The sequence below is a fragment of the Pseudoxanthomonas mexicana genome (assembly GCF_014397415.1).
GTDB classification, from domain to species: domain Bacteria; phylum Pseudomonadota; class Gammaproteobacteria; order Xanthomonadales; family Xanthomonadaceae; genus Pseudoxanthomonas_A; species Pseudoxanthomonas_A mexicana.
Genome location: NZ_CP060731.1, coordinates 1034121 through 1059570, shown reverse-complemented (window position 1 = coordinate 1059570; position 25450 = coordinate 1034121). Strand labels below are relative to the sequence as shown.

Sequence of the window (25450 nt, the reverse complement as noted above, 5' to 3'; positions counted from 1 at the left end):
GACCTCGAGCGCGGTTGAGGTCAAGCGCCCATGCCAGCAGACCTTTTCCATACCTTCATGCCGCGTGAGGAAACGCTGTCCTGCACATGCGGCATGATGCGTAAGTAAGGACCACCGACCCCAAGGATCATCCGATGCGTGCATGGCTGTTGCTGCCCCTCCTGCTGCTGATTTCGATGGCCGCGCATGCGGCCGACCCCTGCCCGCAGCTGGCGCAGCAGACGCCGTCCGACGTCGCCACCCGCATCGCCGCCGTCGCCTGCCGTGAGCACCTGATGTGGTATCGCCCCTTCATCGACCGCGAAGGCCGGCTGGCGAACGCGCCGATGATGGAGGCCGAATCGTCGCTGTTGTCGATCGGCGAAGACCGGGCCTGGCAACGCGTGGCGCGTTACTGGCGCGACAGCGGCCTGCTGGGCGCCATCGGCCATCGCCGCGGTGCGACCGACTGCCTGTACGCCTCTGCGACCGGTCCGCAGGCCGAAGCCTGCCGCGGCTTCGTGGTGGACACGCCGTGGTCGGCCGCCTTCATTTCCTGGGTGATGCGCGAAGCGCGGGTGCCGGGCTTCCGCGGTTCCAGCCGCCACTTCCGCTACGTGCAGGCGGCCTATCAGGACCCGTCGACCAACGCCTTCGATGTCATCGACGTGGCCCGGGCCAAGCCGGCGGTCGGCGACCTGATCTGCTACGTGCGCCAGTACGGCCGCCTGTTCGGCCATGAAGGCCTGCTGCCGCTGCTGCGCAACGGCACCGGACTGGACATGCACTGCGACATCGTGGTGGCGGTGAATCCCGGCAACGACAGCACCGCGTACGCGATCGGCGGCAACGTGCAACAGGCGGTGACGATGCGGATGCTGCCGTTGAACCGCAATGGCGAGTTCTGGGGCGGCCTGCCGCTGCGGATCGGCGACGGCACGCTGTGCGCGCCCGACAACGCAGCGGCCTGCAACATGAACCGCCAGGACTGGGCGGCGATCCTGCGCCTCAAGTCGCCGGCAGAACTTGCGAAACTCCCGGGCTATCTGCCACCCGCACAGGACGCGCCCGAGGCGTCGCCGGAGAAGCAGGAATGCTGCGTGAACTGCGTGGTCGGCTCGGGCGTGCCGCGATGCCCCGCTGCCGGACCCCAGGCCACCGAACCCGCCGCGAACCCCTGAGCCCCCGGAGTTCCCCGATGAAGCCACACCGCACCGCATCGACCGTCCGCCTGACCGCCACGCTGGCCGCGTGCCTGGCGCTGGCCGCCTGTACCACCACGCCCGCCGCCCCCGCCTGGGTCCCGGGCCAGCAGGCCACGGTGCAAGGCCAGGTCGCCACCGTCGACACCACGCCCTGGACCTATGACGGCAGTGCCGTGATCACGCTGGCCACACCGAGCGGCAATGTCGACGTGCACCTGCCTGCGCGCTGGAACCTGTGCAAGGCACCGCCGCCGCAAGACGTACAGGCGCTGAAGGCCGGCGACCGCGTGCGGGCGACCGGAACGGTCTCCGAACCCCACACCCTCGTGGTATGCGAGCACGCCGGGCACGGGCTGCACCGCGCGCCATAAGCGGGATGGGCTACGGGCCGTGCCCGCGCCCGCCCGGTGCTTCCGTCACCGCATCCAACACGCGTCTCCCTATCGGGTAACGGCGGTGCGCGCCGTGCGGCCCGACGCCTCCGTCCGACGTCGACGGAGGATTCCCGGCACCAGCATCGGCACGCGCCGGCGATAGTCTTCGTACTCCGGCAGCGCGGCGACCAAGTCGCGCTCTTCCCAGCGGATCGCGAGCAGGATGTAGACCGTCGTCATCACCGCGAACAGCAGGTGCGTCAGGGTCATGGTCGGCGTGGCCCAGAACGTCAGCAGCCAGGCCAGGTACAGCGGGTGGCGGAGCCAGCGGTAGACGGTCGGCGTGCGGAAAGGCAGGTGCGTGTAGGGCCGGCCACGGAACTGCAGCCAGACCTGGCGCAGGCCGAACAGGTCGAAGTGGTTGAGCAGGAACGTGGTGTACAGCAGCAGCGCCCAGCCGAACGCATAGATGGCGTACAGGACGGCCCGCGCGGTCGGGTCCCGCACCTCCCACACCGTGCCGCCCAGCGGACTCCACAGCCAGAACAGCAGGATCAGCGCGAGACTGGAGAACAGCGTGTAGGTGCTGCGTTCCGCGGATTTAGGAATCAGCCGCGTCCACGCGCGCTTGAACGCAGGGCGCGCCATCACGCTGTGCTGCACGGCGAACAGGGCCAGCAGGCCCAGGTCGATCAGCAGTGCGGTGGCGAAGGGCGCGGTCGGCGCCGAGTCCATGCCCTTCGGCACCCACAGGTTGCCGATGAAGCCGATGGCGTACAGGAACGTGGCGAAGAACACGGCATAGCAGACCACGCCGTAGAGCAGGATCAGGGTGCGTTTCATCGGAACCTCGCGATGCGTGCGCGGCAGGGCCGGGGAACCGCTGCCTGCGCGGGATGGGGAGGCGCCAGCGTCGCCCGTCCGCGCCGGCCACGGCAGGGGAACAATGTCCCGACGTGTGGCCCCGCGCACGCACCGCAGGGGAACAATGTCCCGGCTACACTGCGGACCGGTTCCCCTACGGGACGGCGGCATGCAACAGGCGATCCGCTACCTGACCACCGGCGACGGCGCGCGCCTTGCCTGGGCCTCGCTCGGCAGTGGGCCGGTGCTGGTCAAGGCGGCCAACTGGCTGAGCCACCTGGAATACGACCTGGAAAGCCCGATCTGGCGCCACTGGTACCGGTTCTGCGGCCAGCACTACCGCCTGCTCCGCTACGATGAACGCGGCTGCGGCATGACCGGCGGCGACGCGCGTGGGCTCACCCTGGACCATTGGCTGGGCGACCTGGAAGCCGTCATCGACGCGGCTGACCTGCGCGAACCCTTCGCCCTGATGGGCGTCTCGCAGGGCGCGGCCGCCTGCATCGCCTACGCGGTGAAACACCCGCAGCGGGTGTCGAAGCTGCTGCTCTACGGCGCCTATGCGCGCGGTCCGTACGAGCGGGGCAACGAGGAAGCGGCGCGCCTGTACCGGGCCATCATCGACATCGCGCGGGTCGGCTGGACCGACCAGAACCCGGTGTTCCGCCAGGTGTTCACCTCGCGCTTCATTCCGGAGGCCACCGAGGCCCAGGTCCACTGGTTCAACGAACTCGCGCGCATGACGACCACCGCGGAGGCGGCGGGCACCCTGCTGGAAGCCCGCGCGCGCATCAACGTCACTGCCCTGCTCGATCAGGTCGCGGCACCCACCCTGGTGTTGCATGCACGGCAGGACAGCGTGGTGCCGCTGGAGGAAGGCCGCCTGCTGGCGGCAGGCATTCCCGGTGCGCGCTTCGTCGAGCTCGACTCGCGCAACCACGTGCTGCTGGAGCATGAGCCCGCATGGCAGCGCTTCCGCGAAGAGGTGCTGGCCTTCCTCGGCGGCAGCGCGCGCGGCGAAGAGCATCTGGCCGCACTGACGCAGCGCGAGCGCGACATCGTCGCCGCACTGGTGTCCGGGCAGACGAACGCGCAGATCGCGGCGTCGCTCTTCATCAGCGACAAGACCGTGCGCAACACCCTTACCCGCATCTACGGGAAACTCGGCGTGCAGTCGCGGACGCAGGCGATGGCGTTGTTGCGGGGATCGGCGCGACCAGACTGAGACCGATCCACTTGCAGTGGCCACTCATTGCGCGGACAGAGAGGATCACGATTTTGAATGCGAACGTATGGCGTCGCACTCGCGTTCCGCCTTGTGCATGGCGTCCCAATTGAGGCGACGCTCCATCTCGGGTAACTCGGCGAGTCGCCGATAGCTGCGCGAACCTGGTGGTAGCAGTGCCCGTATCGACCGACTAAAAGGCAGGGACCAGTTTTGATGTGCTTCCGGAGGTGAATCTTTCGGCACTCCTGGATCCCAAGGCAGCATGAGCGCTTTCTGGGAGCGGGACGACACCACGAACGCGGGCTTGCCACGCCGCCGAATCTGCACCAGCGCGTAAGGATAGTCGTCCGTCCAGCTGATCCCGTGCCCATAATGGTCGTCGATAAGCTCTACCAGCGCCGTACGGCGTAAGTGTCGCCTCGCCAGGTATTGCAGCTCCTCGTCGGTGCACAGCGAGGCCGGGACGCGTACGACGGGTTCGAACGTGCGCAACGCTCGCTGATCTACGTCCTGCGCCAGCGCCTGAATGCCACGCTCCCGCGACCACTTCGGTGACCCTGCCTCGTGTATGACCGCTGCTACGCTCTGACGTGAAACCGGCGCCTCGACGTCGACCACGTCACCCTGTGCGGTTTCATACCTGCCACGCAGCAGAAAGGCATCCGGTTCCTTTGCGGGCGTGATCGTGAACTGCTCCTCGAAGAACTGCCACCCCATGTAGGTGTAGTCCACGCGGATCTCTTCCAGATCGGAAAGGTCCACCGGTCGACCGATGTCTTCCTCGGCGCAGCACGCAGATAGTCCAGCGAACAGTGCTATCGCACACATCACCCTGTAGTTCATCGCCCCTCCCCTTTTGACCTATCGCACGACGGACTAGTCCGCCTTCACCCACCGCCCATTGTCCTGCAGCACCACTTCGAAGCGCGCCCACTGCCGGAGCTCGTCGGGCGTGGCCGTGCCGGTGCTGCCCGTGTGCTCACCGGCGACCACGCGATACGCCAATGCCGCACCCTCGCCTTCCAGCACGTGGCGCACGCTCCACAGGCGGCCGAGCTTGCCGTTGCTGTAGAAGCGGCCGCGGAGGATCGCGTCGGGGTGGGTGATGTTGCGTTCGGCGTGCTGCTTGGCGAGTTCCAGCAGTTCGGTGAGGTTCTCGGTGGTGATGTCGACGTAGGAGTTGAGCTGCTCCATCGCCGCGGAGAAGTCTTCCTGGGTCAGTTCGAACTGGCGCTGCGCGGGCTGGGTGATGCGCGAGGCCTGGCGGCGGCGGTGCAGGTGGGCGGGGTAGCGGCGCCACGGAAACAGGGCGTTGAAGGCGATGGCCATGGACAGGATGGCCGCGACGTTGATCAGCACGGGCATCAGCAGGTAGCCGTAGCCCAGCGCGTGCACGTCCGGGCCGCCGATCACCGCAGCCAGCGCGGTGGCACCGCCTGGCGGGTGGATGCAGCGCAGGTAGTACATGCCCAGCACGGCCAGGCCCACGGCGACGGCGGCGGTCCAGGCGTGGCCGGGGAACAGTTTCTGGCAGCTCACGCCGATGAAGGCGGACAGCAGGTGCCCGCCCACCACGGCCCACGGTTGCGACAGCGCGCCCTGGGGCACGGCGAACAGCAGCACGGCGGACGCGCCCATCGAGGTGACCATCAGCGCGCCGCCGACGGCGGACGCGGCCTCGGTGGGGAACGTCCACCGCGTCAGCCCGTACACCGCCAGGATGCCCAGCAGCGCGCCGATGCCCGATATCCACTTCTCGCCATGGCGGGTGGTATTGCGCTCGATGCCCAGCAGCAGGCGCAACTCGGTGAAGCGGGAGTGGGGGCTCATGGGCAGCAGGGCGAGGATGGGCGCCGCAGTCTATGCGAATCCGCGCGGGGTCCGGGGGGCGCGGATCGGCCCCGGTGGGCCGGGTTTCCCCCGGCGGCGGCGGGGCCTACACTCGGGGCAGGCCGTGGGGGCACGGGCCGAATGCAACAGGGGACCAGGCTGATGATTCTGACGCTTCCCGATCTGATCACGCCCGAGGAGCTTGTGCTGATCAAGCAGAAGCTGGCGGCGGTGCCGTTCGCCGATGGCAAGGCGACGGCGGGGGAACTGCTGCACGCGAAGAAGCAGAACCAGCAGATCCCCTGGGATCATCCGGTGATGAAGGACATCACCAACCTGGTGATGCAGGCGCTGGGGCGCCACGATGCGTTCATGAGTGCCGCCCAGCCGCGGCGGCTGGCGGCGATGCTGGTGAGCCGTTACGGGCCGGGCATGGCCTATGGGTCGCACGTGGACTCGGCGGTGATGGGGGCGCCGCACCATGTGCGCAGCGATGTGTCGTTCACGCTGTTCCTGAGCGAGCCGGACACGTACGAGGGCGGGGAGCTTGCGTTCGAGGTCGCCGGCAGCGAGGTGTCGTTCAAGCTGCCCGCGCGGTCGGCGATCTGCTATTCGACCGGGCAGTTGCACCGGGTGCGGCCGGTGGAAAGCGGGGAGCGGCTGGCGGTGGTGGGTTGGGTGCAGAGCCTGGTGCGCGATCCGGGCATGCGCGAGCTACTGCACGATCTGTCCACGGCGCGCGAGCTGCTGGTGGGCAAGGAAGGGGTGGAGCGTTCGCTGGAGCTGGTGAACAAGTGCTATTCCAATCTCCTGCGCCGCAACGCCGAGCCCTAGGACAACGCCATCCTGCGTAGGGCGGGCCCCGGCCCGCCGTCCTGCGGATGTCAGACGCGGGCGCTGAGCAATCCCATCCGGCGGAACCCCATCTCCAGCGGCACGGTCACCAGCGGCGGCACCGCGGCGATGACCGCCAGCAGCGTGGCCCACCACGGCCAGCGCAGGCGCAGCGCCGACAGCACGGTGACCACCACGTAGAACAGGAAGGCGCCGCCATGCAGCGGGCCGAAGATCTTCACGCCCAACTCGTTGCCCACCGGACCGTACTTGAGCCACATGCCGATCAGCAGACCGGCCCAGGTGAAGCCTTCGATGAAGGCGGCGACAGCGAACAGACGGCCGGCGGGCGCAAGGGGTCGGGACATGCAGCTACTCCAGTGAGGGAATGCCGCGACGCGATGGCGGCGGCGATGCTCGCTGGCCAGACTTCAAAATCAAAAGCACCTGTATAGCAAGCAAATGCCTGCTTTGCCCGCACGGACGGTAGATTCAACTACGCTTCTTCTTGCACAGGATCTACACGACGCGGGCTCGAAAGCTGATCTGACTGCGACCTGCAAGATTCCGCACGGTCGAAAGATGCTTCTTTCACCCATGATGGGAGCTGCTCATACCTATCAACACCAGCTCTTAGTTGCCTGTCAAGATTAGGGTCACCTAGCTTCATATGTGCATCCCTCTGGCGGCAATCGGACGAATCTTCTGCTCATTCTTTCAAATTGGCAAGAGCGTCGCTAAGCGCCTTGGCTGCCAGCGTCTCTTCCACTATGTAGTGAGCAGGCATTGCCCGAACCTTGATCTTCTCCGACGTCGGCGCCGCAGTCACCGCCATGCCATCTTTACGCTTCCTATCAACCATCCTGAACATTGCGCCATACTTTCGGGGCGCTATGCCACCAAACGACTGGAAGGTGACTTTTCCGACGATGAGCTCATGGCTATCAACGACAATGGAGTCATCGTGCAGATCTTTTGCGCGACTCTTCGGGTACGGCTCAACGTAAACCACTCTCTTTGCTCCAGCCGCAACGACGTGTCTCGCGCATACATGACACGGAAAGGTGGTCGTATACAGTGTCGAATCTTGCAGTGAGAGCCCCCTCCTCGCTGCATCGGCGATAGCAGCCATCTCCGCGTGAACGATCCGGCCATGCTCTAGCAGGTTGTTTATTCCCGCACCCGACAAGATCGGATCTTCACCAGGACCGAGAAGATCGATCAAACGCCTATCGACCGGAAGATCTTTCACAGCATCCGTTAACCAGCCTCGTCCCTTCAATCGCTCAACAATCTCTCCAACAATCCGCTTCTTCTCCAAAGCACTACTGTCGTATCCCCGCTGGAAATCTCGCGCATCACCCGCGCCCGGCCAGTACTGGCCACCGCCAGCCTTCGGCACGTCGTTGCAGCCCACTGCGATCAGGTTTCCTTCCTTATCGCAGAACGCGGCACCGACTTGTCTCGAGAGATCTGCCGACCTAAGCGATACACCCCAAGCCAAGAACATCCCATATTCATCCACCGTTGGAGTATGAAATGGATGACCAAACAAGATTTGCACGAATCTCTTTATGGCTGATGCTGCCTGTTCCCTATTCGACGTACTGACAAAGAAGTCTCCTTCCGAGAACGAATCACCAGTGCGTTGACCCTGCTTCTCTCCGTCCTTCTCATCAGCCTTCACAATGGCCTCTGCCGAACTCCTCTCGCCATCCATATCTGAGGATTGCTTTGAGGACGCAATCTTGTGCGCAAGGGACGTTACGCGCTCTTCTCTAGGCTCATAGAAGGAAATCAATATGAAGGCGTCCCCGTACGTCCTACGAAGAAACGCGATCTCCTCCGGAGTCTTCAGAGTCTGAAATATATAGACCGTGCGCTTGGCAGGCTTTGTCGCGTCACCGGTGATTTTCTCTCTGTTCTCCTGGACCGAGAGAACAGCCAGCTTTGCCAATGCAGCTCCATCCGACAAACGGACTCTCGCTTCATTTCCGGCCTTCATTAGCCTCCAAATTCGATCGTCCTCCATCGAACTCGGAACCAAGGGGACGCCAGGGACCTGCCCGATAAGTGAACTGAGCTTAATTCTGACGCTACCAATGCCCAGCAACTGCAGCTCAGAGTCGAGGAGATCTAGGCCAACCGCATAGTCGACGCCCACAGGGGCCACTACGCCAATGAACAGCTCGTCCATGCCTACAATCCGTTGTAATTAGGCTTGAATTCTTAGCACTTTTCAGCCAAAGAAAAAAGGCGGCCCGAGGGCCGCCTTTCGAATCGCGCCACTCAAAGATCAAACCCCAACCGGGTTCGCCTTCTCCACATCGATCTTGTACTGCTTGATCGCGCGGGATACGTCCTTGGCGGTCATCTTGCCTTCCTTCGCCAGCGCGGCGATGGCGGCGTGGGCGATGTAGTAGCGGTCCACTTCGAAGTGGCGGCGCAGATTGGCGCGGGTGTCGCTGCGGCCGAAGCCGTCCGTGCCCAGCACCGTGTACGCCATCGGCACGAACGCACGGATCTGGTCCGCGTACGCCCGCACGTAGTCGGTCGCGGCGATGGCCGGGCCCTGGCGACCTTCCAGCAACTCGGTCACGTAGGCCTTGCGCGGCGACTTCGCTTCCGGATTCAGGCGGTTCCAGCGCTCGGCGTCGAAACCGTCGCGGCGCAGCTCGTTGAAGCTGGGGCAGGACCAGATGTCGGCGGTCACACCGAAATCCTTGTCCAGCAGCTCGGCCGCCGCGATCGCCTCGCGCAGGATGGTGCCACTGCCCAGCAGCTGCACACGCAACTCGCCCTTCTTCGGCTTGCCGGCGTCGGTGAGCAGGTACATACCCTTGATGATGCCCTCGGCCGCACCTTCCGGCATGTCCGGGTGGGTGTAGTTCTCGTTCATCAGGGTGACGTAGTAGTACTCGTCCACCTGCTCCTGCAGCATCTTCTGCATGCCGTGCTGCAGGACCACCGCCACTTCGAAACCGAAGGTCGGATCGTAGCTGCGCACGTTGGGGATGCCGCCGGCCACCACGTGGCTGAAGCCGTCCTCGTGCTGCAGGCCCTCGCCATTGAGCGTGGTGCGGCCCGCGGTGCCGCCCAGCAGGAAGCCGCGCGTGCGCATGTCCGCCGCCTGCCAGGCGATGTCGCCGATGCGCTGGAAGCCGAACATCGAGTAGTAGATGTAGAACGGCAGCATCGGCACGTTGCTGACCGAATAGCTGGTGCCCGCCGCCATCCACGAAGACATCGCGCCCGGCTCGCTGATGCCCTGCTGCAGCACCTGGCCGGATTGGTCCTCGCGGTAGTACATCAGCTGATCGGCATCGACCGGCTTGTACTTCTGGCCGAACGGCGCATAGATGCCGATCTGGCGGAACATGCCTTCCATGCCGAAGGTGCGCGCCTCGTCGGCGACGATCGGCACCAGGCGCGGACCCACCTGCTTGTCGCGAAGCGCGATGTTCAGGCCCTGCACGAACGCCATGGTGGTGGAGATCTCGCGGTCGCCGGTGCTCTTCAGCAGACGGTCGAAGGCCTCCAGCTTGGGCGTCTCGAACGACTGGCTGGCCTTGCGGCGGCGCTGCGGCAGATAGCCGCCCAGCGCGGCGCGGCGTTCCTTCAGGTACTGCACTTCCGGCGAGTTCTCGCCCGGGTGGTAGAACGGCACCTGCGCCGCTTCTTCCAGCTGCTTGTCGGTGACCGGGATGTTGAAGCGGTCGCGGAACGTGCGGATGGCTTCGTCGTCCAGCTTCTTGGTCTGGTGGGTCGGGTTGAGCGATTCGCCCGCCGAACCCATGCCGTAGCCCTTCACCGTCTTGGCCAGGATCACGGTGGGCATGCCCTTCGTGTTCACCGCCTCGTGGTAGGCCGCATAGACCTTGTGCGGATCGTGGCCGCCGCGATTGAGGCGCCAGATGTCGTCGTCGGACAGGTTGGCGACCATGGCCGCCGTCTCCGGATACTTGCCGAAGAAGTTGTCGCGCGTGTACTTGCCGCCGAACGCCTTGCAGTTCTGGTACTCGCCGTCGACGGTTTCCATCATCAGCTTCTTCAGCACGCCGCTGGTGTCGCGCGCGAGGAGCGGATCCCAGTAGCTGCCCCACAGCAGCTTGATGACGTTCCAGCCGCCGCCGCGGAACACGCCTTCCAGTTCCTGGATGATCTTGCCATTGCCGCGCACCGGACCATCCAGGCGCTGCAGGTTGCAGTTGACCACGAAGATCAGGTTGTCCAGGCCTTCGCGGCCGGCCAGCGCGATCGCGCCGAGGGTTTCCGGTTCGTCGCTCTCGCCGTCGCCGATGAAGCACCACACCTTGCGGTCGGACTTCTCGATCAGGCCGCGGTGCTCCAGGTACTTCATGAACTGCGCCTGGTAGATCGCCGCCAGCGGGCCCAGGCCCATCGACACGGTCGGCGTCTGCCAGTAGTCCGGCATCAGCCACGGGTGCGGATAGGACGAGATGCCCTGGCCGTCGACTTCCATGCGGAAGTTGTCGAGCTGCTGCTCGCTGATACGGCCTTCCAGGAACGAACGCGCATAGATACCCGGCGCGCTGTGGCCCTGGATGAACAGCAGGTCGCCCGGATGGCTGTCGCTGGGCGCGCGCCAGAAGTGGTTGAAGCCCACGTCATAGAGCGTGGCGCCGGAGGCGAAGCTGGCGATGTGGCCGCCGAGGTCGCCGGGTTTGCGGTTGGCGCGCACCACGGTGGCCATCGCATTCCAGCGGATGATCGAACGGATGCGCCATTCCAGCGCGGCGTCGCCGGGGCTCTTGGCCTCGTTCTGCGGCGCGATGGTGTTGACGTATTCGGTGGTCGGCGAGAACGGCAGGTAGGCGCCGGCGCGACGGGTGACTTCCACCATGCCTTCGAGCAACTGGTGAGCACGCAGGGCGCCGTTCTTCTCGATCACCGCCTGCATGGAATCGATCCATTCGCGGGTCTCCTGCGGATCCGGATCGCTCTGCAACATGTCGTTCAACCAGTTCATTCCCACTCCTGTTGCGCCGCGCGTGGGGGCGTGGCGTTGCCGTTCTTGTAGAGCCTTGAAGTGTAACGCACGCACCCTGCGCCCAACCCGGCTACGCAGGCGTATGGAAAGACATGGCGTGCCTGTCCCGGGACAGAGACCACACCAAAATCAGACCTTTCCGCTATTGCGATGCAGCATGCCGCGCCGGCGTATGATCGCCGTCCAGGGGAAGGCAGCGATCAGGGTCGGCATGCGCAACGCAGTGCCCAACGATGTCGTGCCGCAGAAGGAAGCCGCCGGTGCCGCGCACTGGCGCAGCAGCCTGCGCACACGCATTGCGCTGTGGGCCGGCCTGGTGAACGTGGCGCTGCTGCTGTTGCTGGTGCTGGGGACGGCGTGGTTCGCGCGCCGGCTGATCCTGGACGACGCGCGCCGCGACACCCATGCCACCACGCAGGAAGCCGCGCAGCGGCTGGACGGCGCGCTGCATGTGGTGACCATCACCACCCAGGGCATGTCCGACCTGGTGGGTGGCGCGCAGCTGTCGCCCGACGAACTGATGGCCACCCTGCGCGCTATGGTGAAGGCCACCCCCGGTTGCGCCGGCGGCCTGCTGATCCTGGAGCCGCGCACGCGCGGCGACCTGCCGTTCGCCCGCTACGTGGCCGCCAATGGCCGCGACCGCGATTTCATCGCCGACGGCTATCCGTTCCGCGCGCAGGGCTGGTACCAGCGCACCGTCGCCTCGCCCGGCGGCTGGTGGTCCGAGCCCTACCTCAACCAGACCGCCGGCGGCGTGTGGATGGTCACCTACAACATGCCGCTGCGCGATCCGGGCCGAGGCGCGCGCACGCGCGGCATGGTCAGCCTGGACCTGCCGCTGGCCAACCTGACCGGGATGGTCGACGCGCTGGCGCACCTGCCGGGCTGGCGGGTCTCGCTGGTGGCGCCGGCCGGCACGCTGGCGCTCAATCCCGAGGTGGGCGTGGAGCGGCTGGAGACGCTGGACGACTACATCGCCCGCGCCGGCCGCCACGACCTGGGCGAAGCCGCCCGCGCGGTGCGCCTGCGCCGGCCACTGCAGTACGCGCATACCGACGCCGTCAGCCTGGAACGCCGCTTCACCGTGGTGGAACCGGTCGGCGACAGCGGCTGGACCCTGCTGGTGGCGCAGTCCTACGAGCTGGTCATGGCGCGCCTGACCGACGCACTGTGGCAGCTGGCCGCCGTTGGTGCACTGCTGGCGCTGGTCTGCATGCTGGTGGTGCGCAAGCTGGCGCGCCATGTCAGCCAGCCGGTTGAGGGCCTGTCCTCGGCCGCCGCGCGGCTGGGACGCGGCGAGTACGACATGCCGGTGCCCTATGTGGCGCGGCGCGACGAGGTGGGACAGATGGCGCGCACGCTGGAACATGCGCGCGGTTCGATCCAGCGCCAGCTGCGCGAGATCGCGGACATGACCGCCGCACGCCAGAAGCTGGAGAGCGAACTCTCGATCGCGCGCGAGATCCAGCAGGCCATGCTGCCGCCGGGCCTGGCCATCGACCGCGAACACGCGCACCTGGAAGCCTATGCGCGGCTGGAGCCGGCCAAGGCGGTGGGTGGCGATTTCTACTGCTTCATCCAGACCGATCCGGACTGCCTGTGGTTCGCCATCGGCGATGTGTCCGACAAGGGCGTGCCGGCAGCGCTGTTCATGGCACGCACGGTCACGGTGCTGGAAGTGGCGGCCAGCACGCACGAGTCGCCCGAGCGCGTGCTGGCCGAGGCCTCGCGCCGGCTGGTGCAGGGCAACGACGCCTGCATGTTCGCCACCGTGCTGTGCGGACGCGTGGACGTGCGCACGGGCGCCTGCGTGCTGGCCAGCGCGGGCCACGACGCGCCCTTGCTGCTGCATGCGGACGGACGCATCGAGACGCTGCCCGTCCAGCCCGGGCCGCCGCTGGGATTCGAGGTGGGCGACGCGTTCCCGCTGTGGTCCGGCACCGTGCCCTCGGGCGCCACCCTGCTGGCCTGGACCGATGGCATCACCGAGGCCTTCGACGCCGACGACCAGGCCTTCGGCGCCGAGCGCATTCCCGATGCGCTGCAGCCCGGCGCGACGGCGCGGGAACAATGCGAGGGGCTGATCGCACAGGTTCACGCATTTACCGGTACCGCACCGCAGTCCGACGACATCACCGCGCTCGCCCTCCGTCGCCGGCTGGACAGCGCCCCCGCTTCCGCCGAAGCTCCGCCATCACAGGAGACCGCACATGCAGATGCGACTGTTCATTCCCCGTGAGCATGCCCGCGTGGACGACCTCAACGCATCACTCGAGGCCGTCCTGGCCAACAACGGCGTCAGCCCGGCCATCCAGGGCGACGTGCGCCTGATCGTCGAAGAGCTGGCGAGCAATGCCATCGAACACGGCGACCTGGCGCGCGTGGAAGCTGAGGAGCACGAGCTGTGCGTGGACATCGCCATCCGCGAGCACCTGCTGACGCTGGAGTTCCGCGAAAGCGGCGCGCCTTTCAATCCGCTTGAACAGCCGCCCCCGGATCTGGATGCCGACATCCTGGACCGTCCCACCGGAGGACTGGGCCTGCACCTGGTACGGCAGGTGTCGGAACAGGCGACCTACCAGCGCGTCGGCAACTACAACGTGGTGCGCCTGACCCTGCGCATCCCCACCGAGGAGACCGGACCATGAGCCTGCGCATCGAGATCCTGCCGCCCGGCAAGGGCAGCCAGCGCGTCGCGGTGGAGGGACGACTGGACACCCACACCTACGAGGACCTGGACGAAGCGCTGGCGCCCCTGCTCACGCGCCAGCTGCATTCGCTGGTGCTGGACCTGTCGGGGCTGGACTACATCAGCAGCGCGGGCATCCGCTCCATCTTCAAGGCGCGCAAGACGCTGGCCCCGCACGGCGGCAAGGTGCTGCTGGTCAACCCGCAGCCGCAGATCCAGAAGGTGCTGGACATGGTCAAGGCGGTGCCGTTGAACGAGATCTTCTCGTCCACCGCCGAAGCCGACGCCTACCTGGACCTGATGCAGCGCCGGGTGCTGGAGGCCGGCGAGGACGAGGACTGACGAACGCCGGCCGCCTCGTCTCACTTTTACATTACGATCCGACCTCCACCCCTCCTCCCCGGGCCACCGCACCCGGTACATCCGCTGCACCGAGATGCCTGATGACATTGGAGATTGAGGTCTACCCACCGGTGAACGGCAACCAGTACGTGATGCTGGGGGGCCGCCTGGACACGCTGAGCCACACGCAGCTGGACGAGGCGCTGGCCCCGATGCTGGCGGCGCGCCCGCAGGCGCTGGTGCTGGATCTGGCGCACCTGGACTACATCAGCAGCGCCGGCGTGCGCAGCATCCTGAAGGCGCGCAAGGCGCTGGCCCCGCACGAAGGCCGTCTGCTGGTGGTGCACCCGCAGGAACAGATCCGCAAAGTGATCGAGATCGTGCAGGCCGTGCCGATGGACGAGATCTTCGAGTCCACCGCCGATGCCGACGCCTACCTGGATGCGCTGCAACGGCGCATTCTCGATGGCGAGGAAGAGCCCTGATCGCATTCTGTAGGAGCGACGTCAGTCGCGACCGCATGCCATCAGACACCTTGGACACGTGATTCATGCGGTCGCGACTGACGTCGCTCCTACAGCGATCCCCAATAGAAAAAAGCCCCGCATGCGGGGCTTTTTGTCTCCAGGACTCTCGGCCCGATCAACCCGGCCCGCTGCGCTCGGCCTCGCGCTGCTGGCGGATCTGCGCGTCGACGGCGGCGATGGCGGTCATGTTGATCACCCGGCGCGGCGTGGCGCTGGTGGTCAGGATGTGCACCGGCTTGGAGATGCCCATCAGGATGGGGCCGATGGCAACGCCATCGGTGACCACGCGCACCATGTTGTAGGCGATGTTGGCCGCGTCCAGGTTGGGCAGCACGAACAGGTTGGCGCGCCCGCTCAGGGTGCTGCCCGGCATGATCCGGTTGCGCAGCACTTCGTCCCAGGCGGTGTCGCCCTGCATCTCGCCGTCCACGTTGAGGTCCGGCTTGCGCTTGAGCAGCAGCTCGCGCACCTTGCGCATCTTCAGCGAGCCCGGGGTTTCGTGGCTGCCGAAGTTGGAGTGCGACAGCAGCGCGATGCGCGGTTCGATGCCGAACAACTTCAGCCGGTAGGCCGCCTGCAGCGTGGCCTCGGCGATCTGTTCGGCGGTGGGATCGTCCTGCACGTGCGTGTCCAGGAAGAAGTACGCACCCTGGTTGTTGATCACGCCGGTCATGGCCGAGGTGGACTGCACGCCCGGATCCAGCGGGATCATGCTGCGCACGTAGCCCAGCTTCTTGTGGAAGCGCCCGACGATGCCGGTGATCAGCGCATCCGCCTCGCCGCGCGCCACCATCACCGAAGCGATCAGCGTGGGCCGCGAACGCATCAGGTTCTTCGCCGCCGCCGGGGTCACGCCGCGGCGCGCGGTCAGCGCATGGTAGTGCTGCCAGTAGTCGTTGAAGCGCGGATCGTCGTTCTGGTTGGTCAGCTCGAAATCCACGCCCGCGCGCATGCGCAGGCCCAGGCGCTGGATGCGCGCGTCGATCACCTCGGGGCGGCCGATCAGGATCGGGAAGGCCAGGCCTTCGTCGATCACCGTCTGCACGGCGCGCAGCACGGTCTCTTCCTCGCCTTCGGCGTACACCACGCGTTTCTTGTCGGCGCGCGCACGGTCGTACACCGGCTTCATCATCAGGCTGGTGCGGTAGACGAACTGGCCCAGCTTCTCGCGGTAGGCCCACATGTCGGCGATCGGACGCAGCGCCACGCCGGAATCCATGGCGGCCTGCGCGACCGCGGCGGCCACTTCCACCAGCAGGCGCGGGTCGAACGGGCGCGGGATGAGGTATTCGGGACCGAAGCAGGGCACGTCGTCGCCGTAGGCGCTGCCCAGGTCGGACGCTTCGCGGCGCGCCAGGTTGGCGATGGCATGCACGCAGGCGACCTTCATCGCCTCGTTGATGACGGTGGCACCCACGTCCAGCGCGCCGCGGAAGATGTACGGGAAGCAGAGCGCGTTGTTGACCTGGTTCGGGTAGTCGCTGCGGCCGGTGCCGATGATGGCGTCCGGACGCACGGCCTTGGCATCGGCCGGCGAGATCTCGGGATTCGGATTGGCCAGCGCCAGGATGACCGGCTTGTCCGCCATCGTGGCGACCATCTCCGGCTTCAGGATGCCGCCGGCCGACAGGCCCAGGAAGATGTCCGCACCTGCGACGATCTCCGCCAGCGAGCGCTTGTCGGTATCGCGCGCGTAGCGCGCCTTGTCCGGATCCAGGTTCGGGCGGCCGGTGTAGATCACGCCGTCGCGGTCGAAGGCCAGGATGTTCTCCGGCTTCAGGCCCAGCGCCACCAGCATGTCCAGGCAGGCGATGCCGGCCGCGCCGGCGCCGCTGGTGGCCAGCTTCACGTCGCCGATCTTCTTGCCCACCACCTCCAGCGCATTGACCACCGCCGCGCCGACGATGATCGCGGTGCCGTGCTGGTCGTCGTGGAAGACCGGGATGTTCATCCGTTCGCGCAGCTTGCGCTCGACGATGAAGCACTCCGGCGCCTTGATGTCCTCCAGGTTGATGCCGCCGAAGGTGGGTTCGAGCGAGGCGATGATGTCGACCAGCTTGTCCGGGTCGGTCTCGTCGATCTCGATGTCGAACACGTCGATGCCGGCGAACTTCTGGAACAGCACGCCCTTGCCTTCCATCACCGGCTTGCCGGCCAGCGGGCCGATGTTGCCCAGGCCCAGCACCGCGGTGCCGTTGGTGACCACGGCCACCAGGTTGCCGCGCGCGGTGAGCTCGCTGGCACTGGTGGGATTCTCGACGATCGCCTCGCAGGCATAGGCCACGCCCGGCGAATAGGCCAGCGCCAGGTCGCGCTGGGTCAGCATCGGCTTGGTCGGCGCGACCTTGATCTTGCCGGGTGGGGACAGCCGGTGGTACTCCAGCGCGGCCTGCTTGAAATCGTCGTTCGTCATTGCGGAAACGGTGCCTGTGGTGAAGGCGGGGGAGCGGCAATTCTAACCGGTCGCCGCCGGGGCCGGTTTTCGCGGATGCGGCACTGCATCACGTACGACGTCACCGTGCATCGCCTGCGACGGTCGAGCGGCGGCGGGTGATCAGCCGTCGGCCGACAGCCTGTCCAGCCGGATGCGGTTGGCGAACAGCGAGAACGCCAGCACGCCGGCCAGCCCGTTGGCGCGGCTGACCCAGCGCGGCAGCCAGCGCGGCGGGGCCAGCACGCCGTCCTCGAACAGGGGCTCGAAGGCGGCGACGTCGTCCAGTGTCATCTTGCCGGCGAATAGCCGCCGGCACAGGCGCAGCCGGTCCTGCTGCAGCGAGCGGCGGAAGAAGGTATGCACGCCGATCAGGCCGCGCAGGTACACCGTGTCCTTGGTGAACGCCGATCCGCCAGTGGTGGGCACGCCGCGGAACACCTGCTGCGCCGAGGAAAAGCTTTCCGCCTGGCTCTGCCCGGCATCGCGGAAATAGTCGAAGACCTGGATGAAGTCGGCGCCGGCCAGGGCCATGGCCACCGCTTCGATGCGCAGGCTGATGCGCTTCATGCGCTCGATGTCGATGCTGCCGGTGATCTGTTCGGCGAAGGTCGCCAGTCCTTCCTGGGTGGCGGTCACCCGGGGCGAGGCCAGCGCCAGGCTGGGCAGCACCGTCTGCTCGCGCCCATTCAACGCGGTTAGCGAATGCACCAGAGCCTCGTGCTGCAGCAGCTGTCGGCGGTCGTAATCGCTGAAGGCGGCGCCGTGGCGCAGGCGGATGCGGGTGGCGCCGGCCGCCGCTTTCGCGATCAGCGTGGGGTCCAGCTCGACGGTGATGACGCGGCCGTCGAAGAACTCGTCCAGGTCGGCCTGCAGCTGCAACTGCAGGGCGGTGGCCGATACCGGGATGTGCTCCTCCGGCGCCAGCAGTTCGTGGTCCAGGTCATTGGCGATGGCGATGAAGTGCCCGGCCGCTTCGCGCGTGGTCGGACCGTCGCCGGGCAGGCATTCCTCCGGCGTGCCGAACAGCGCCACCGAATGCGTGGTCACGGTCGGCGTCCCCAGCGACTCCAGCAACCGCGCGGCGATGTCCCAGCTGTGCACCGAGTCGCGCAGGTAGCATCCCAGCGGATGGGCGGGGTCCGCAGCGGCCGCGATGGCGGCCAGTTCCCGGCGCGCATCGCCGAAGTCCAGGCGCGGGTATTCGATCGCCGGCAATGCCGGCTGGCCGCGCGCCACGCCCGCCAGGAAGCGGGTCTGGGCGTCGGCCGGCCAACTGGCCAGGCTGAGCAGCCTGATGCCGCGCACGGCCTTGACCAGGCGCTCGTCGAGCGCGGCGTGATGGGCGATGTCGGGCTGCATGGATCCTCCCTGGCGCACACTGTAGCCCAGCGCATGCGGTGGACGGCACAAGCGTCCACGCCTGGACTATGCTCGACGCTCTTCCATCGGTGCGGGGGCGGCATGCTGGAACTCGATGCGGTGCAGACGTTGGCCTTCGCCGGCCTGGCCCTCTTCCTCGGTTATGCGCTGTGCCACGTGGTCCCGCTGTTCAACCGCTACAACCTGCCGGCGCCGGTGATCGGCGGCCTGGTGGTGGCGCTGGCCGTGCTGGTGGCGCGCAGCCGCGAGGTCACCCTGTTCACCCTGGACACCAGCCTGCAGGCGCCGCTGATGATCGCCTTCTTCACCACCATCGGCGTCAACGCCAGCGTGGCGCTGTTGAAGCTCAGCGGGCGCCAGGTGCTGGTGTTCCTGCTGCTGGCGTCTGCGTTTGCGATCGTGCAGAACCTGCTGGGCATGGCGGTGGCGTTGGGGTTCGGCCTGCATCCGCTGTTCGGCGTGCTGGCCGGCTCGACCACGCTGACCGGCGGGCCGGCGACCGGCCTGGCGTTCGCGCCGCTGTTCGAGCAGGCCGGGGTGACCGGGGCGGAATCGATCGCCGTGGCCTCGGCGATGGCCGGCATCCTGTGCGGCGGCCTGCTCGGCGGTCCCGTGGCGACCGTGCTGATCCGGCGTCACAAGCTGTATGGCGGCGTGCGACTTGGCGTGCCGGACGAATCGGCGGCCGAACCGCTGGGCGCGCGCGATACGCCGGACTTCGCCACCCGCGAATCCAACGCGCTGAAGAGCATCGTGGTGATCCTGGTGGCCATGTGGCTGGGCGCCGGCGTCAGCGCCGGGCTGAGCGCGGCGGGCCTGACCCTGCCCGCCTACGTCGGCGCGATGATGGTGGGCGCGCTGATCCGCTGGATCGACGATCGCACCGGCTGGATCCGCCTGCCGGTGGCGACCACCGACCTGATCGGCAACGTCTGCCTGTCGCTGTTCCTGGCGGTGGCGCTGATGAACCTCAAACTGTGGGAACTGGCCGGCCTGGCGGCACCGCTGCTGGTGAACCTGACCCTGCAGGTGGCGCTGGTGGCGCTGTTCTGCGGCGTGGTGTTCCGTGTGATGGGGCGCGACTACGACGCGGCGGTGATGGGCGGCGGCTTCATCGGCTTCATGTTGGGCACCACGGCCAACGCGATGGCGGTGATGCGCACCCTGGTGGAACGCTACGGCATGGCGCCGCGCGCGTTCCTGGTGGCGCCGTTGGTGGGTGCGTTCTTCATCGACTTCACCAATGCGCTGATCATCACCGGCTTCATAAACCTCTGGGATTGATCGATTCCTGAAGCTGATGATCTAAAGGTGATCGACCGTCGAGATCTATCCGCCGTCATCCCGGCGCAGGCCGGGACCCAGTGACTCTGGTGTTTGGATGACGGTAGATTCGCAGCAAGGCGCTGGGTCCCGGCTTGACCAGCCATTCGGCTGTTGAATGCCGCCGGGATGACGGCCCCGAAAGACCCTCAGCGCTTGCCGTACTTATCGGTCAGCCGCTTGTTCAGCGCCTTGTTCTGCACCTTGGCGTTGGCCTTGTCGGCCAGCCGCGAAGCGAGCTTGTCGGCCGCCGCGGCCACTTCATCACGCAGCTTGAGGTAGTTGAGGAAGCGGCCTTCGTCCAACTCTTCGCGCTCGATCGCCGCGCGCACCGCGCAGCCCGGCTCGCGGTCATGCGAACAGTCGCGGAACCTGCACTGCTCGGCCAGCGCCTCGATGTCGGCGAAGCCGCCGTCGGCCAGGTCTTCCTCGCCGGTGGGCTTGAGTTCGCGCATGCCGGGCGTGTCGATCAGGCAGGCGCCGGCCGGCAACGGGATGAGGGCGCGGAACGTGGTGGTGTGGCGACCGCGCGAGTCGCTTTCGCGCACTTCGCCGGTCTTCATCCGCTCGTCGCCGAGCAGGGTGTTGGTCAGGGTGGACTTGCCCGCGCCCGACGATCCCACCAGCACCACGGTGTGGCCCGGCTCCAGCCACGGTGCCAGCTGCGCGACGCTCTCCGGATCCTTGGCGTTGACGGTGAACACCGGCACGCCCTGCGCGGTGAGGTCGGCCAGTACCTCGACCGCGTCGTCGGCGTACTCGGTGCGGTCGGCCTTGGTCAGCACGACGACCGGCTGCGCACCGCCACCACCGACCAGCAGCAGGTAGCGCTCGATGCGGCGCGGATTGAAGTCGGCATCCAGGCCGCAGACGATGAACACCGTATCGATGTTCGCGGCGATCACCTGCTGGTGGTAATGCTCGCCGGCCGCGCCGCGCTTGATGCCGGTATGGCGCGGCAGCAGCGCCACGATGCGCGGGCGCTTGGAGGTGGCATCCTCCAGCAGCACCCAGTCGCCGACGGCCGGGCGTTCATGGGCAGGGAACCGGGGGCGCTGCCATTCGGGAAGCGATTCGGCCTTCACGCCCACGCCGGGGGCGTCCGCCACGACATAGCCCGAGCGGTGCTGCTCGATCACGCGTGCCGGGGTGGCGCCAGGGTGGGCCTCCATGACGGCCCGCCACGCGCTGTCCTCCGGTTTCCCCGCATAAGGCCAGCCGATCGATCTCAGCAGGGTGACGTCGGGCACACTGGGGACGGGGGTTTCGGGCATGGCGCGCATTCTAGACGGCCCCTGAAGCCGGCGGGGCCGGACGGGCCGAATATCCGCTAAGCTGGCCCTCCCCAGCTCATTCGCCCTTCTGCGGTCCCGCCATGCCCACCCCGCCCGTCAAACCGCTCGCCACGCGCGAACGCCTGTCCGAAGTCCGCTATGAAATCCGGGGCGAACTGGCGCGGCGAGCCCGGGAACTGGAGGCCCAAGGGCAGAAGCTGATCAAGCTCAACATCGGCAACCCGGGCGCGTTCGGTTTCCGTGCGCCGGAACACCTGCAGCGCGCGATCGCCGACGACATGGGCCGCACCGATCCGTACACGCACCAGCAGGGCCTGCCCTCGGCGCGCGATGCGATCGCCGCGGCGTACGCCCAGCGCGGCACGCCGGATGCGCACCCGGACCGCGTATTCGTCGGCAACGGCGTGTCGGAACTGATCGACCTGTCGCTGCGCGCGCTGCTGAATCCGGGCGACGAAGTGCTGGTGCCCTCGCCCGACTACCCGCTGTGGTCGGCGGCCACCATCCTCAACGACGGCCGCCCGGTGTACTACCGCTGCGATCCGGACAACGATTTCCTGCCCGATCCGGTCGAGATCGAGCAGCTGGTCAGTTCGCGCACCCGCGCCATCGTGCTGATCAACCCCAACAATCCCACCGGCGCGACGTACCCGCGCGAGCTGCTGGAGCGCATCGTCGCCATCGCGGCCAAGCACCGCCTGCTGCTGATGGTCGACGAGATCTACGACCAGGTGCTGTACGACGGCGCCAGCTTCGTGCCGGTCGCCCCGCTCGCAGGCGACGTGCCGTGCATCACCTTCAGCGGCCTGAGCAAGGTGCACCGCGCCTGCGGCTGGCGCGTGGGCTGGGGCGTGGTGTCCGGCCACGGCGACGTGGTGCGCGATTTCCTGCATGCGATGGACCTGCTCAGCGCGCTGCGCCTGTGCGCCAACGTGCCGGGCCAGTACGCCATCGAAGCGGCGGTCAACGGCCCGGACACCATCAGCGCGCTGTGCGCGCCGGGTGGCCGCCTGTACGAAACCCGCCGCGCGGTGATCGAGGCCTGCGAGGCCAGCCCGCACCTGGCGCTGGTGAACCCGGCCGGCGCACTGTATGCATTTCCGGCGGTGGTCGGCGATGCCGCCAAGGGCTTCGACGACCACACGTTCGCGCTGGAACTGATGGAAACCGAGGGCGTGCTGGTCGTGCCGGGCTCCAGCTTCAACGTGCCCTACCGCCACCACTTCCGCGTCACCCTGCTGCCGGAAGCGGCCACGATGCGCGAAGTCTTCGCCCGCATCGACCGCGCCCTGTCGCGCCGCGCGGAGGCCGCCACCAAGGTGGTGCCGATCAAGGGCACGTCGCGGCCGGCGGCGGCGTAAGCCGCAGTGCCGTTGTGGGGTTGTTGTGGGAGCGACGTAAGTCGCGAACGAATCTCCTCGTCGTCCATCGCGACTCACGTCGCTCCCACAGGCAGGTTCCATGACGACCATCGCCACTCCCCACATCAGTGCCCTCACCACCGAACTGCGCTACCTCGCACTGGGCGACTCCTACACCATCGGCGAAGCCGTGGACGAGGCGGGCCGCTGGCCCATGCAGCTGGCGCGCCTGCTGCGGCAGGAAGGCGTGCTGCTCGGCGACCCGCGCATCATCGCCACCACCGGCTGGACCACCGACGAGCTGGATGCCGCGATCACCGCCGCCGAGCCACTGGGTCAGCACGACTTCGTCAGCCTGTTGATCGGCGTGAACAACCAGTACCGCGGCCGCGAGGTGGAGGAATACCGCACGCAGTTCGCCGCGCTGCTGTGGCGGGCCATCGGCTTCGCCGGCAACCGGCCCGACCGCGTGCTGGTGCTGTCGATTCCCGACTGGGGTGTGACTCCGTTCGGCGCGAAGTCCGGCCGCGATGTCGCACAGATCGCGCGCGAGCTGGATGCCTACAACCTCGCGGCGCGCGAGGCCTGCAAGCAACGCGGCGTGGCCTTCGTCGACATTACCCCGGTCAGTCGTGCACGTGGCGCCGAGCCGGCGATGGTGGCGGACGACGGCCTGCATCCGTCCGCCGCGATGTACACCGAATGGACGCGGCTGGCATTCCCGGTGGCGCACCGGTTGCTCGCCTAAGCCCCTCTTCCCCCGGGAGAGGGTTGGAGTGAGGGTGCGACGGAGTCATCGGCGGTCAACCCTCCCGATATCGCCACACCCTCATCCGGCGCTACGCGCCACCTTCTCCCGGAGGGAGAAGGATCACGCCACCGCGACCGAGGGCACGCGCAGGCCTTCGGGCTCCGGCACCACCGTGCGATAGCCCTCCGCATCCAGCCACGTCAGCAGCTGCTCGAGGATAGCCACGTTGTGCCCGTGCGCCGCCCCTTCATGCAGCAGCACGATGGCGCCTGGCGCGATGTCGCGGGTGATGCGCGCCAGCACCTGGTCGGGCCGGCAGTTCACGCCGTCGAAGCCGCGCGCACTCCAGGCCACGCGCGCCAGGCCGTGCCGTTTCAGCGACAGTCCCACGAACGGGTTGGTCATGCCCACCACGCTGCGGTACCAGCGCGGTGTCTGCCCGGTGATCGCGGTGAGGATGGACTGGGTGCGGCCGATCTGGTCTTCCATGGCGGCCGGCCCCAGCCGCCAGAAGCGCGTATCGGGGTGATCGGCGCTGTGGTTGCCGATGCCATGGCCGCGGTCGCGAATGGCCTGGACCCGCGCCGGATGCGCCCGCGCCCGCTCGCCCACCAGGAAGAACGTGGCCCGCGCCCGGTGGCGATCCAGCAGTTCCAGCATCGCATCGGTGTCGTCGGAGGGCCCGTCGTCGATGGTCAGCCAGACTACCCGCTCGGTCGTCGGCAACCGCGCCAGGGCCGGGCAGAACAGGGTGGCGCGCGGATGCAGCGTGGCCGCCACCACCATCAGATGGGTGGCCACCATCACCGGCAGGCCGACCTGCCAGCCGAACCGCCACCACAGGCAGGCCACGCCCACTTGCGACAGCACCAACAGGCCCAATATCAGGCCGGGACGGCGCGGCGGACGATGCAGTGTTCCTGTCGTGCTCATGCCCCATGATGCCATGGGGCGTAGAATTCCCCTCCCGCTGACCGGTACCCGTCCATGTCCCTCGACCCCGCCCTGCGCTCGCGCATCGAATCCCTCCTGCAGTCCAACCGCGTGGTGCTGTTCATGAAGGGCCAGCCGACCATGCCGCAGTGCGGCTTCTCGGCCAAGGCGGTGGGCGCGCTGTCGGCGCTGGGCGTGGACTACGCGCACGTCAACGTGCTGGCCGACCAGGAGATCCGCGAGGGCATCAAGGTCTATGGCGACTGGCCGACCATCCCGCAGCTGTACATCGACGGCGAACTGGTCGGCGGCAGCGACATCATCGAGCAGATGACCAACTCCGGTGAACTGGCCACGCTGCTGGGCCTGGAGGCGCCGGACCGCACGCCGCCGGCGATCACCATCACCCCGGCCGCCGCCGAGATGCTGCAGAACGCCGTGGCCGACGCCGGCCCGGGTACCGCGCTGGCGCTGTCGATCAACGCGCAGTTCCAGCCGAACTTCCAGCTGGCGCAGTTCGACGCCAACGCCATCGCCGCCGAATCCAATGGCGTGCGCGTGCAGTTCGACCTGGCCAGCGCGCGCCGCGCCGACGGCATCACCATCGACTGGGTGGACGACATCCGCGGCAAGGGCCTGGCGATCGACAACCCCAACGCGCCCAAACCGGTGCAGGCGCTGTCGCCGACGGATGCCGACGCGAAGGTCCGTGCCAGCGAAGTGCTGCTGGTCGACGTGCGTCCGGCCGACGAACGCGCCATCGCCTCGGTGAAGCTGCCGTTCAAGACCTTCGACGGCAACGGCCGTGCCGAACTGGAAGCGCTGCCGAAGGACACGGCCCTGGCCTTCCTGTGCCGCAGCGGCGGCCGCAGCCAGCAGGCCGCGGAAGAGTTCCGCGCACTCGGCTTCACCAACGTCCACAACGTCACCGGCGGCATCAATGCCTGGGCCGATGACGTGGACGGCACGATCAGCAAGTACTGAGTCGCGTCTTCGCAGACACAGAAAAGGCGGGCTCCGGCCCGCCTTTTTCGTTACAGGATCGTGGGAGCGACGTCAGTCGCGACCGGAAACTTCTTCCGCAATC

22 protein-coding genes are annotated in these 25450 nt (G+C 67.3%); 12 read left to right on the top strand and 10 right to left on the bottom strand.

The window, feature by feature from the left end:
* The first annotated feature begins 134 nt into the window (after positions 1-134).
* Positions 135-1160 (top strand): DUF2272 domain-containing protein, encoded by a 1026-nt coding sequence (locus IAE60_RS04815; protein ID WP_187574072.1) that lies wholly within the window; start codon positions 135-137, stop codon positions 1158-1160.
* Positions 1161-1177: 17 nt separating this feature from the next.
* Positions 1178-1555, top strand: a complete 378-nt coding sequence (locus IAE60_RS04810; RefSeq protein WP_187574071.1) for a hypothetical protein — start codon at positions 1178-1180, stop codon at positions 1553-1555.
* A gap of 69 nt (positions 1556-1624) precedes the next feature.
* Here IAE60_RS04810 and mddA read toward each other — a convergent pair whose 3' ends face one another.
* A complete protein-coding gene (mddA, locus tag IAE60_RS04805; protein WP_187574070.1) occupies positions 1625-2401 on the bottom strand; it encodes a methanethiol S-methyltransferase in 777 nt (258 codons plus the stop codon).
* Positions 2402-2591: 190 nt separating this feature from the next.
* On the opposite strand from mddA, the gene IAE60_RS18905 reads away from it, so the two are divergent.
* Positions 2592-3647: an alpha/beta fold hydrolase gene (locus IAE60_RS18905; protein WP_187574069.1), complete on the top strand. Its 1056-nt coding sequence runs from the start codon at positions 2592-2594 to the stop codon at positions 3645-3647.
* Between the two features lie 45 nt (positions 3648-3692).
* Here the strand turns inward: IAE60_RS18905 and IAE60_RS04795 are convergent, their stop codons facing one another.
* Both IAE60_RS04795 and IAE60_RS04790 read right to left on the bottom strand, forming a co-directional pair.
* Positions 3693-4493: a hypothetical protein gene (locus IAE60_RS04795; protein ID WP_187574068.1), complete on the bottom strand. Its 801-nt coding sequence runs from the start codon at positions 4491-4493 to the stop codon at positions 3693-3695.
* A gap of 33 nt (positions 4494-4526) precedes the next feature.
* Positions 4527-5480, bottom strand: a complete 954-nt coding sequence (locus tag IAE60_RS04790; RefSeq protein ID WP_187574067.1) for an HPP family protein — start codon at positions 5478-5480, stop codon at positions 4527-4529.
* A gap of 162 nt (positions 5481-5642) precedes the next feature.
* Between IAE60_RS04790 and IAE60_RS04785 the strand changes: the two genes are divergently transcribed.
* Positions 5643-6314 (top strand): Fe2+-dependent dioxygenase, encoded by a 672-nt coding sequence (locus IAE60_RS04785; protein WP_187574066.1) that lies wholly within the window; start codon positions 5643-5645, stop codon positions 6312-6314.
* A 50-nt stretch (positions 6315-6364) separates the two neighbouring features.
* Here the strand turns inward: IAE60_RS04785 and IAE60_RS04780 are convergent, their stop codons facing one another.
* The 3 genes from IAE60_RS04780 to aceE all read right to left on the bottom strand — a co-directional run bounded on the left by IAE60_RS04780 (position 6365) and on the right by aceE (position 11304).
* On the bottom strand, positions 6365-6682 hold the full coding sequence (locus tag IAE60_RS04780; protein WP_187574065.1) for a DUF3817 domain-containing protein: 318 nt from the start codon (positions 6680-6682) through the stop codon (positions 6365-6367).
* A gap of 341 nt (positions 6683-7023) precedes the next feature.
* Positions 7024-8511, bottom strand: coding sequence for an anti-phage dCTP deaminase (locus tag IAE60_RS04775; protein ID WP_187574064.1), 1488 nt, complete (start codon positions 8509-8511; stop codon positions 7024-7026).
* Positions 8512-8610: 99 nt separating this feature from the next.
* Positions 8611-11304: a pyruvate dehydrogenase (acetyl-transferring), homodimeric type gene (gene aceE / locus IAE60_RS04770; RefSeq protein WP_187574063.1), complete on the bottom strand. Its 2694-nt coding sequence runs from the start codon at positions 11302-11304 to the stop codon at positions 8611-8613.
* Positions 11305-11536: 232 nt separating this feature from the next.
* Between aceE and IAE60_RS04765 the strand changes: the two genes are divergently transcribed.
* The 4 genes from IAE60_RS04765 (at position 11537) to IAE60_RS04750 (ending at position 14844) form a co-directional block, all read left to right on the top strand.
* Positions 11537-13567, top strand: coding sequence for a SpoIIE family protein phosphatase (locus tag IAE60_RS04765; protein WP_187574062.1), 2031 nt, complete (start codon positions 11537-11539; stop codon positions 13565-13567).
* Complete coding sequence (locus IAE60_RS04760) at positions 13539-13976, top strand: ATP-binding protein (protein WP_244966658.1); 438 nt, start codon at positions 13539-13541, stop codon at positions 13974-13976. The genes IAE60_RS04765 and IAE60_RS04760 overlap by 29 nt, the downstream gene beginning before the upstream one ends.
* Positions 13973-14359 carry an STAS domain-containing protein gene (locus IAE60_RS04755; RefSeq protein ID WP_185894871.1) on the top strand — a complete coding sequence of 129 codons (387 nt, stop codon included), beginning with the start codon at positions 13973-13975 and terminating at the stop codon, positions 14357-14359. Before IAE60_RS04760 ends, IAE60_RS04755 begins: the two co-directional genes overlap by 4 nt.
* A 98-nt stretch (positions 14360-14457) precedes the next feature.
* The gene (locus IAE60_RS04750; protein WP_187574670.1) at positions 14458-14844 is read left to right on the top strand and encodes an STAS domain-containing protein; all 387 of its coding nucleotides are present in this window, start codon (positions 14458-14460) and stop codon (positions 14842-14844) included.
* Between the two features lie 157 nt (positions 14845-15001).
* Here IAE60_RS04750 and IAE60_RS04745 read toward each other — a convergent pair whose 3' ends face one another.
* Together IAE60_RS04745 and IAE60_RS04740 are read right to left on the bottom strand one after the other, a co-directional pair.
* Positions 15002-17299 carry an NADP-dependent malic enzyme gene (locus IAE60_RS04745; protein WP_187574061.1) on the bottom strand — a complete coding sequence of 766 codons (2298 nt, stop codon included), beginning with the start codon at positions 17297-17299 and terminating at the stop codon, positions 15002-15004.
* A 141-nt stretch (positions 17300-17440) separates the two neighbouring features.
* Positions 17441-18679 carry a flavohemoglobin expression-modulating QEGLA motif protein gene (locus IAE60_RS04740; protein WP_187574060.1) on the bottom strand — a complete coding sequence of 413 codons (1239 nt, stop codon included), beginning with the start codon at positions 18677-18679 and terminating at the stop codon, positions 17441-17443.
* Positions 18680-18781: 102 nt separating this feature from the next.
* Between IAE60_RS04740 and gltS the strand changes: the two genes are divergently transcribed.
* The gene (gene gltS / locus IAE60_RS04735; protein ID WP_187574059.1) at positions 18782-19984 is read left to right on the top strand and encodes a sodium/glutamate symporter; all 1203 of its coding nucleotides are present in this window, start codon (positions 18782-18784) and stop codon (positions 19982-19984) included.
* A 188-nt stretch (positions 19985-20172) separates the two neighbouring features.
* Here the strand turns inward: gltS and rsgA are convergent, their stop codons facing one another.
* Positions 20173-21297, bottom strand: coding sequence for a ribosome small subunit-dependent GTPase A (gene rsgA, locus IAE60_RS04730; protein WP_187574058.1), 1125 nt, complete (start codon positions 21295-21297; stop codon positions 20173-20175).
* 101 nt (positions 21298-21398) lie between these two features.
* Here rsgA and IAE60_RS04725 point away from each other — a divergent pair, with 101 nt between their 5' ends.
* Both IAE60_RS04725 and IAE60_RS04720 read left to right on the top strand, forming a co-directional pair.
* Positions 21399-22679 (top strand): pyridoxal phosphate-dependent aminotransferase, encoded by a 1281-nt coding sequence (locus IAE60_RS04725; protein WP_187574057.1) that lies wholly within the window; start codon positions 21399-21401, stop codon positions 22677-22679.
* A gap of 100 nt (positions 22680-22779) precedes the next feature.
* Entirely contained in the window at positions 22780-23427 is a 648-nt protein-coding gene (locus IAE60_RS04720) for an SGNH/GDSL hydrolase family protein (protein ID WP_187574056.1), read from the top strand.
* 123 nt (positions 23428-23550) lie between these two features.
* Here IAE60_RS04720 and IAE60_RS04715 read toward each other — a convergent pair whose 3' ends face one another.
* Positions 23551-24363 (bottom strand): polysaccharide deacetylase family protein, encoded by an 813-nt coding sequence (locus tag IAE60_RS04715; protein ID WP_187574055.1) that lies wholly within the window; start codon positions 24361-24363, stop codon positions 23551-23553.
* Positions 24364-24417: 54 nt separating this feature from the next.
* On the opposite strand from IAE60_RS04715, the gene grxD reads away from it, so the two are divergent.
* Positions 24418-25347, top strand: a complete 930-nt coding sequence (gene grxD / locus IAE60_RS04710) for a Grx4 family monothiol glutaredoxin (RefSeq protein WP_187574054.1) — start codon at positions 24418-24420, stop codon at positions 25345-25347.
* Positions 25348-25450: the final 103 nt, after the last annotated feature.

What these genes read in the sequence shown, in the direction of transcription:
- IAE60_RS04815 (WP_187574072.1), top strand. Translation starts at nt 135, where the DNA reads ATGCGTGCATGGCTGTTGCTGCCCCTCCTGCTGCTGATTTCGATGGCC.
- IAE60_RS04810 (WP_187574071.1), top strand. Translation starts at nt 1,178, where the DNA reads ATGAAGCCACACCGCACCGCATCGACCGTCCGCCTGACCGCCACGCTG.
- mddA (WP_187574070.1), bottom strand. Translation starts at nt 2,401, where the DNA reads ATGAAACGCACCCTGATCCTGCTCTACGGCGTGGTCTGCTATGCCGTG.
- IAE60_RS18905 (WP_187574069.1), top strand. Translation starts at nt 2,592, where the DNA reads ATGCAACAGGCGATCCGCTACCTGACCACCGGCGACGGCGCGCGCCTT.
- IAE60_RS04795 (WP_187574068.1), bottom strand. Translation starts at nt 4,493, where the DNA reads ATGAACTACAGGGTGATGTGTGCGATAGCACTGTTCGCTGGACTATCT.
- IAE60_RS04790 (WP_187574067.1), bottom strand. Translation starts at nt 5,480, where the DNA reads ATGAGCCCCCACTCCCGCTTCACCGAGTTGCGCCTGCTGCTGGGCATC.
- IAE60_RS04785 (WP_187574066.1), top strand. Translation starts at nt 5,643, where the DNA reads ATGATTCTGACGCTTCCCGATCTGATCACGCCCGAGGAGCTTGTGCTG.
- IAE60_RS04780 (WP_187574065.1), bottom strand. Translation starts at nt 6,682, where the DNA reads ATGTCCCGACCCCTTGCGCCCGCCGGCCGTCTGTTCGCTGTCGCCGCC.
- IAE60_RS04775 (WP_187574064.1), bottom strand. Translation starts at nt 8,511, where the DNA reads ATGGACGAGCTGTTCATTGGCGTAGTGGCCCCTGTGGGCGTCGACTAT.
- aceE (WP_187574063.1), bottom strand. Translation starts at nt 11,304, where the DNA reads ATGAACTGGTTGAACGACATGTTGCAGAGCGATCCGGATCCGCAGGAG.
- IAE60_RS04765 (WP_187574062.1), top strand. Translation starts at nt 11,537, where the DNA reads ATGCGCAACGCAGTGCCCAACGATGTCGTGCCGCAGAAGGAAGCCGCC.
- IAE60_RS04760 (WP_244966658.1), top strand. Translation starts at nt 13,539, where the DNA reads ATGCAGATGCGACTGTTCATTCCCCGTGAGCATGCCCGCGTGGACGAC.
- IAE60_RS04755 (WP_185894871.1), top strand. Translation starts at nt 13,973, where the DNA reads ATGAGCCTGCGCATCGAGATCCTGCCGCCCGGCAAGGGCAGCCAGCGC.
- IAE60_RS04745 (WP_187574061.1), bottom strand. Translation starts at nt 17,299, where the DNA reads ATGACGAACGACGATTTCAAGCAGGCCGCGCTGGAGTACCACCGGCTG.
- IAE60_RS04740 (WP_187574060.1), bottom strand. Translation starts at nt 18,679, where the DNA reads ATGCAGCCCGACATCGCCCATCACGCCGCGCTCGACGAGCGCCTGGTC.
- gltS (WP_187574059.1), top strand. Translation starts at nt 18,782, where the DNA reads ATGCTGGAACTCGATGCGGTGCAGACGTTGGCCTTCGCCGGCCTGGCC.
- rsgA (WP_187574058.1), bottom strand. Translation starts at nt 21,297, where the DNA reads ATGCCCGAAACCCCCGTCCCCAGTGTGCCCGACGTCACCCTGCTGAGA.
- IAE60_RS04725 (WP_187574057.1), top strand. Translation starts at nt 21,399, where the DNA reads ATGCCCACCCCGCCCGTCAAACCGCTCGCCACGCGCGAACGCCTGTCC.
- IAE60_RS04720 (WP_187574056.1), top strand. Translation starts at nt 22,780, where the DNA reads ATGACGACCATCGCCACTCCCCACATCAGTGCCCTCACCACCGAACTG.
- IAE60_RS04715 (WP_187574055.1), bottom strand. Translation starts at nt 24,363, where the DNA reads ATGAGCACGACAGGAACACTGCATCGTCCGCCGCGCCGTCCCGGCCTG.
- grxD (WP_187574054.1), top strand. Translation starts at nt 24,418, where the DNA reads ATGTCCCTCGACCCCGCCCTGCGCTCGCGCATCGAATCCCTCCTGCAG.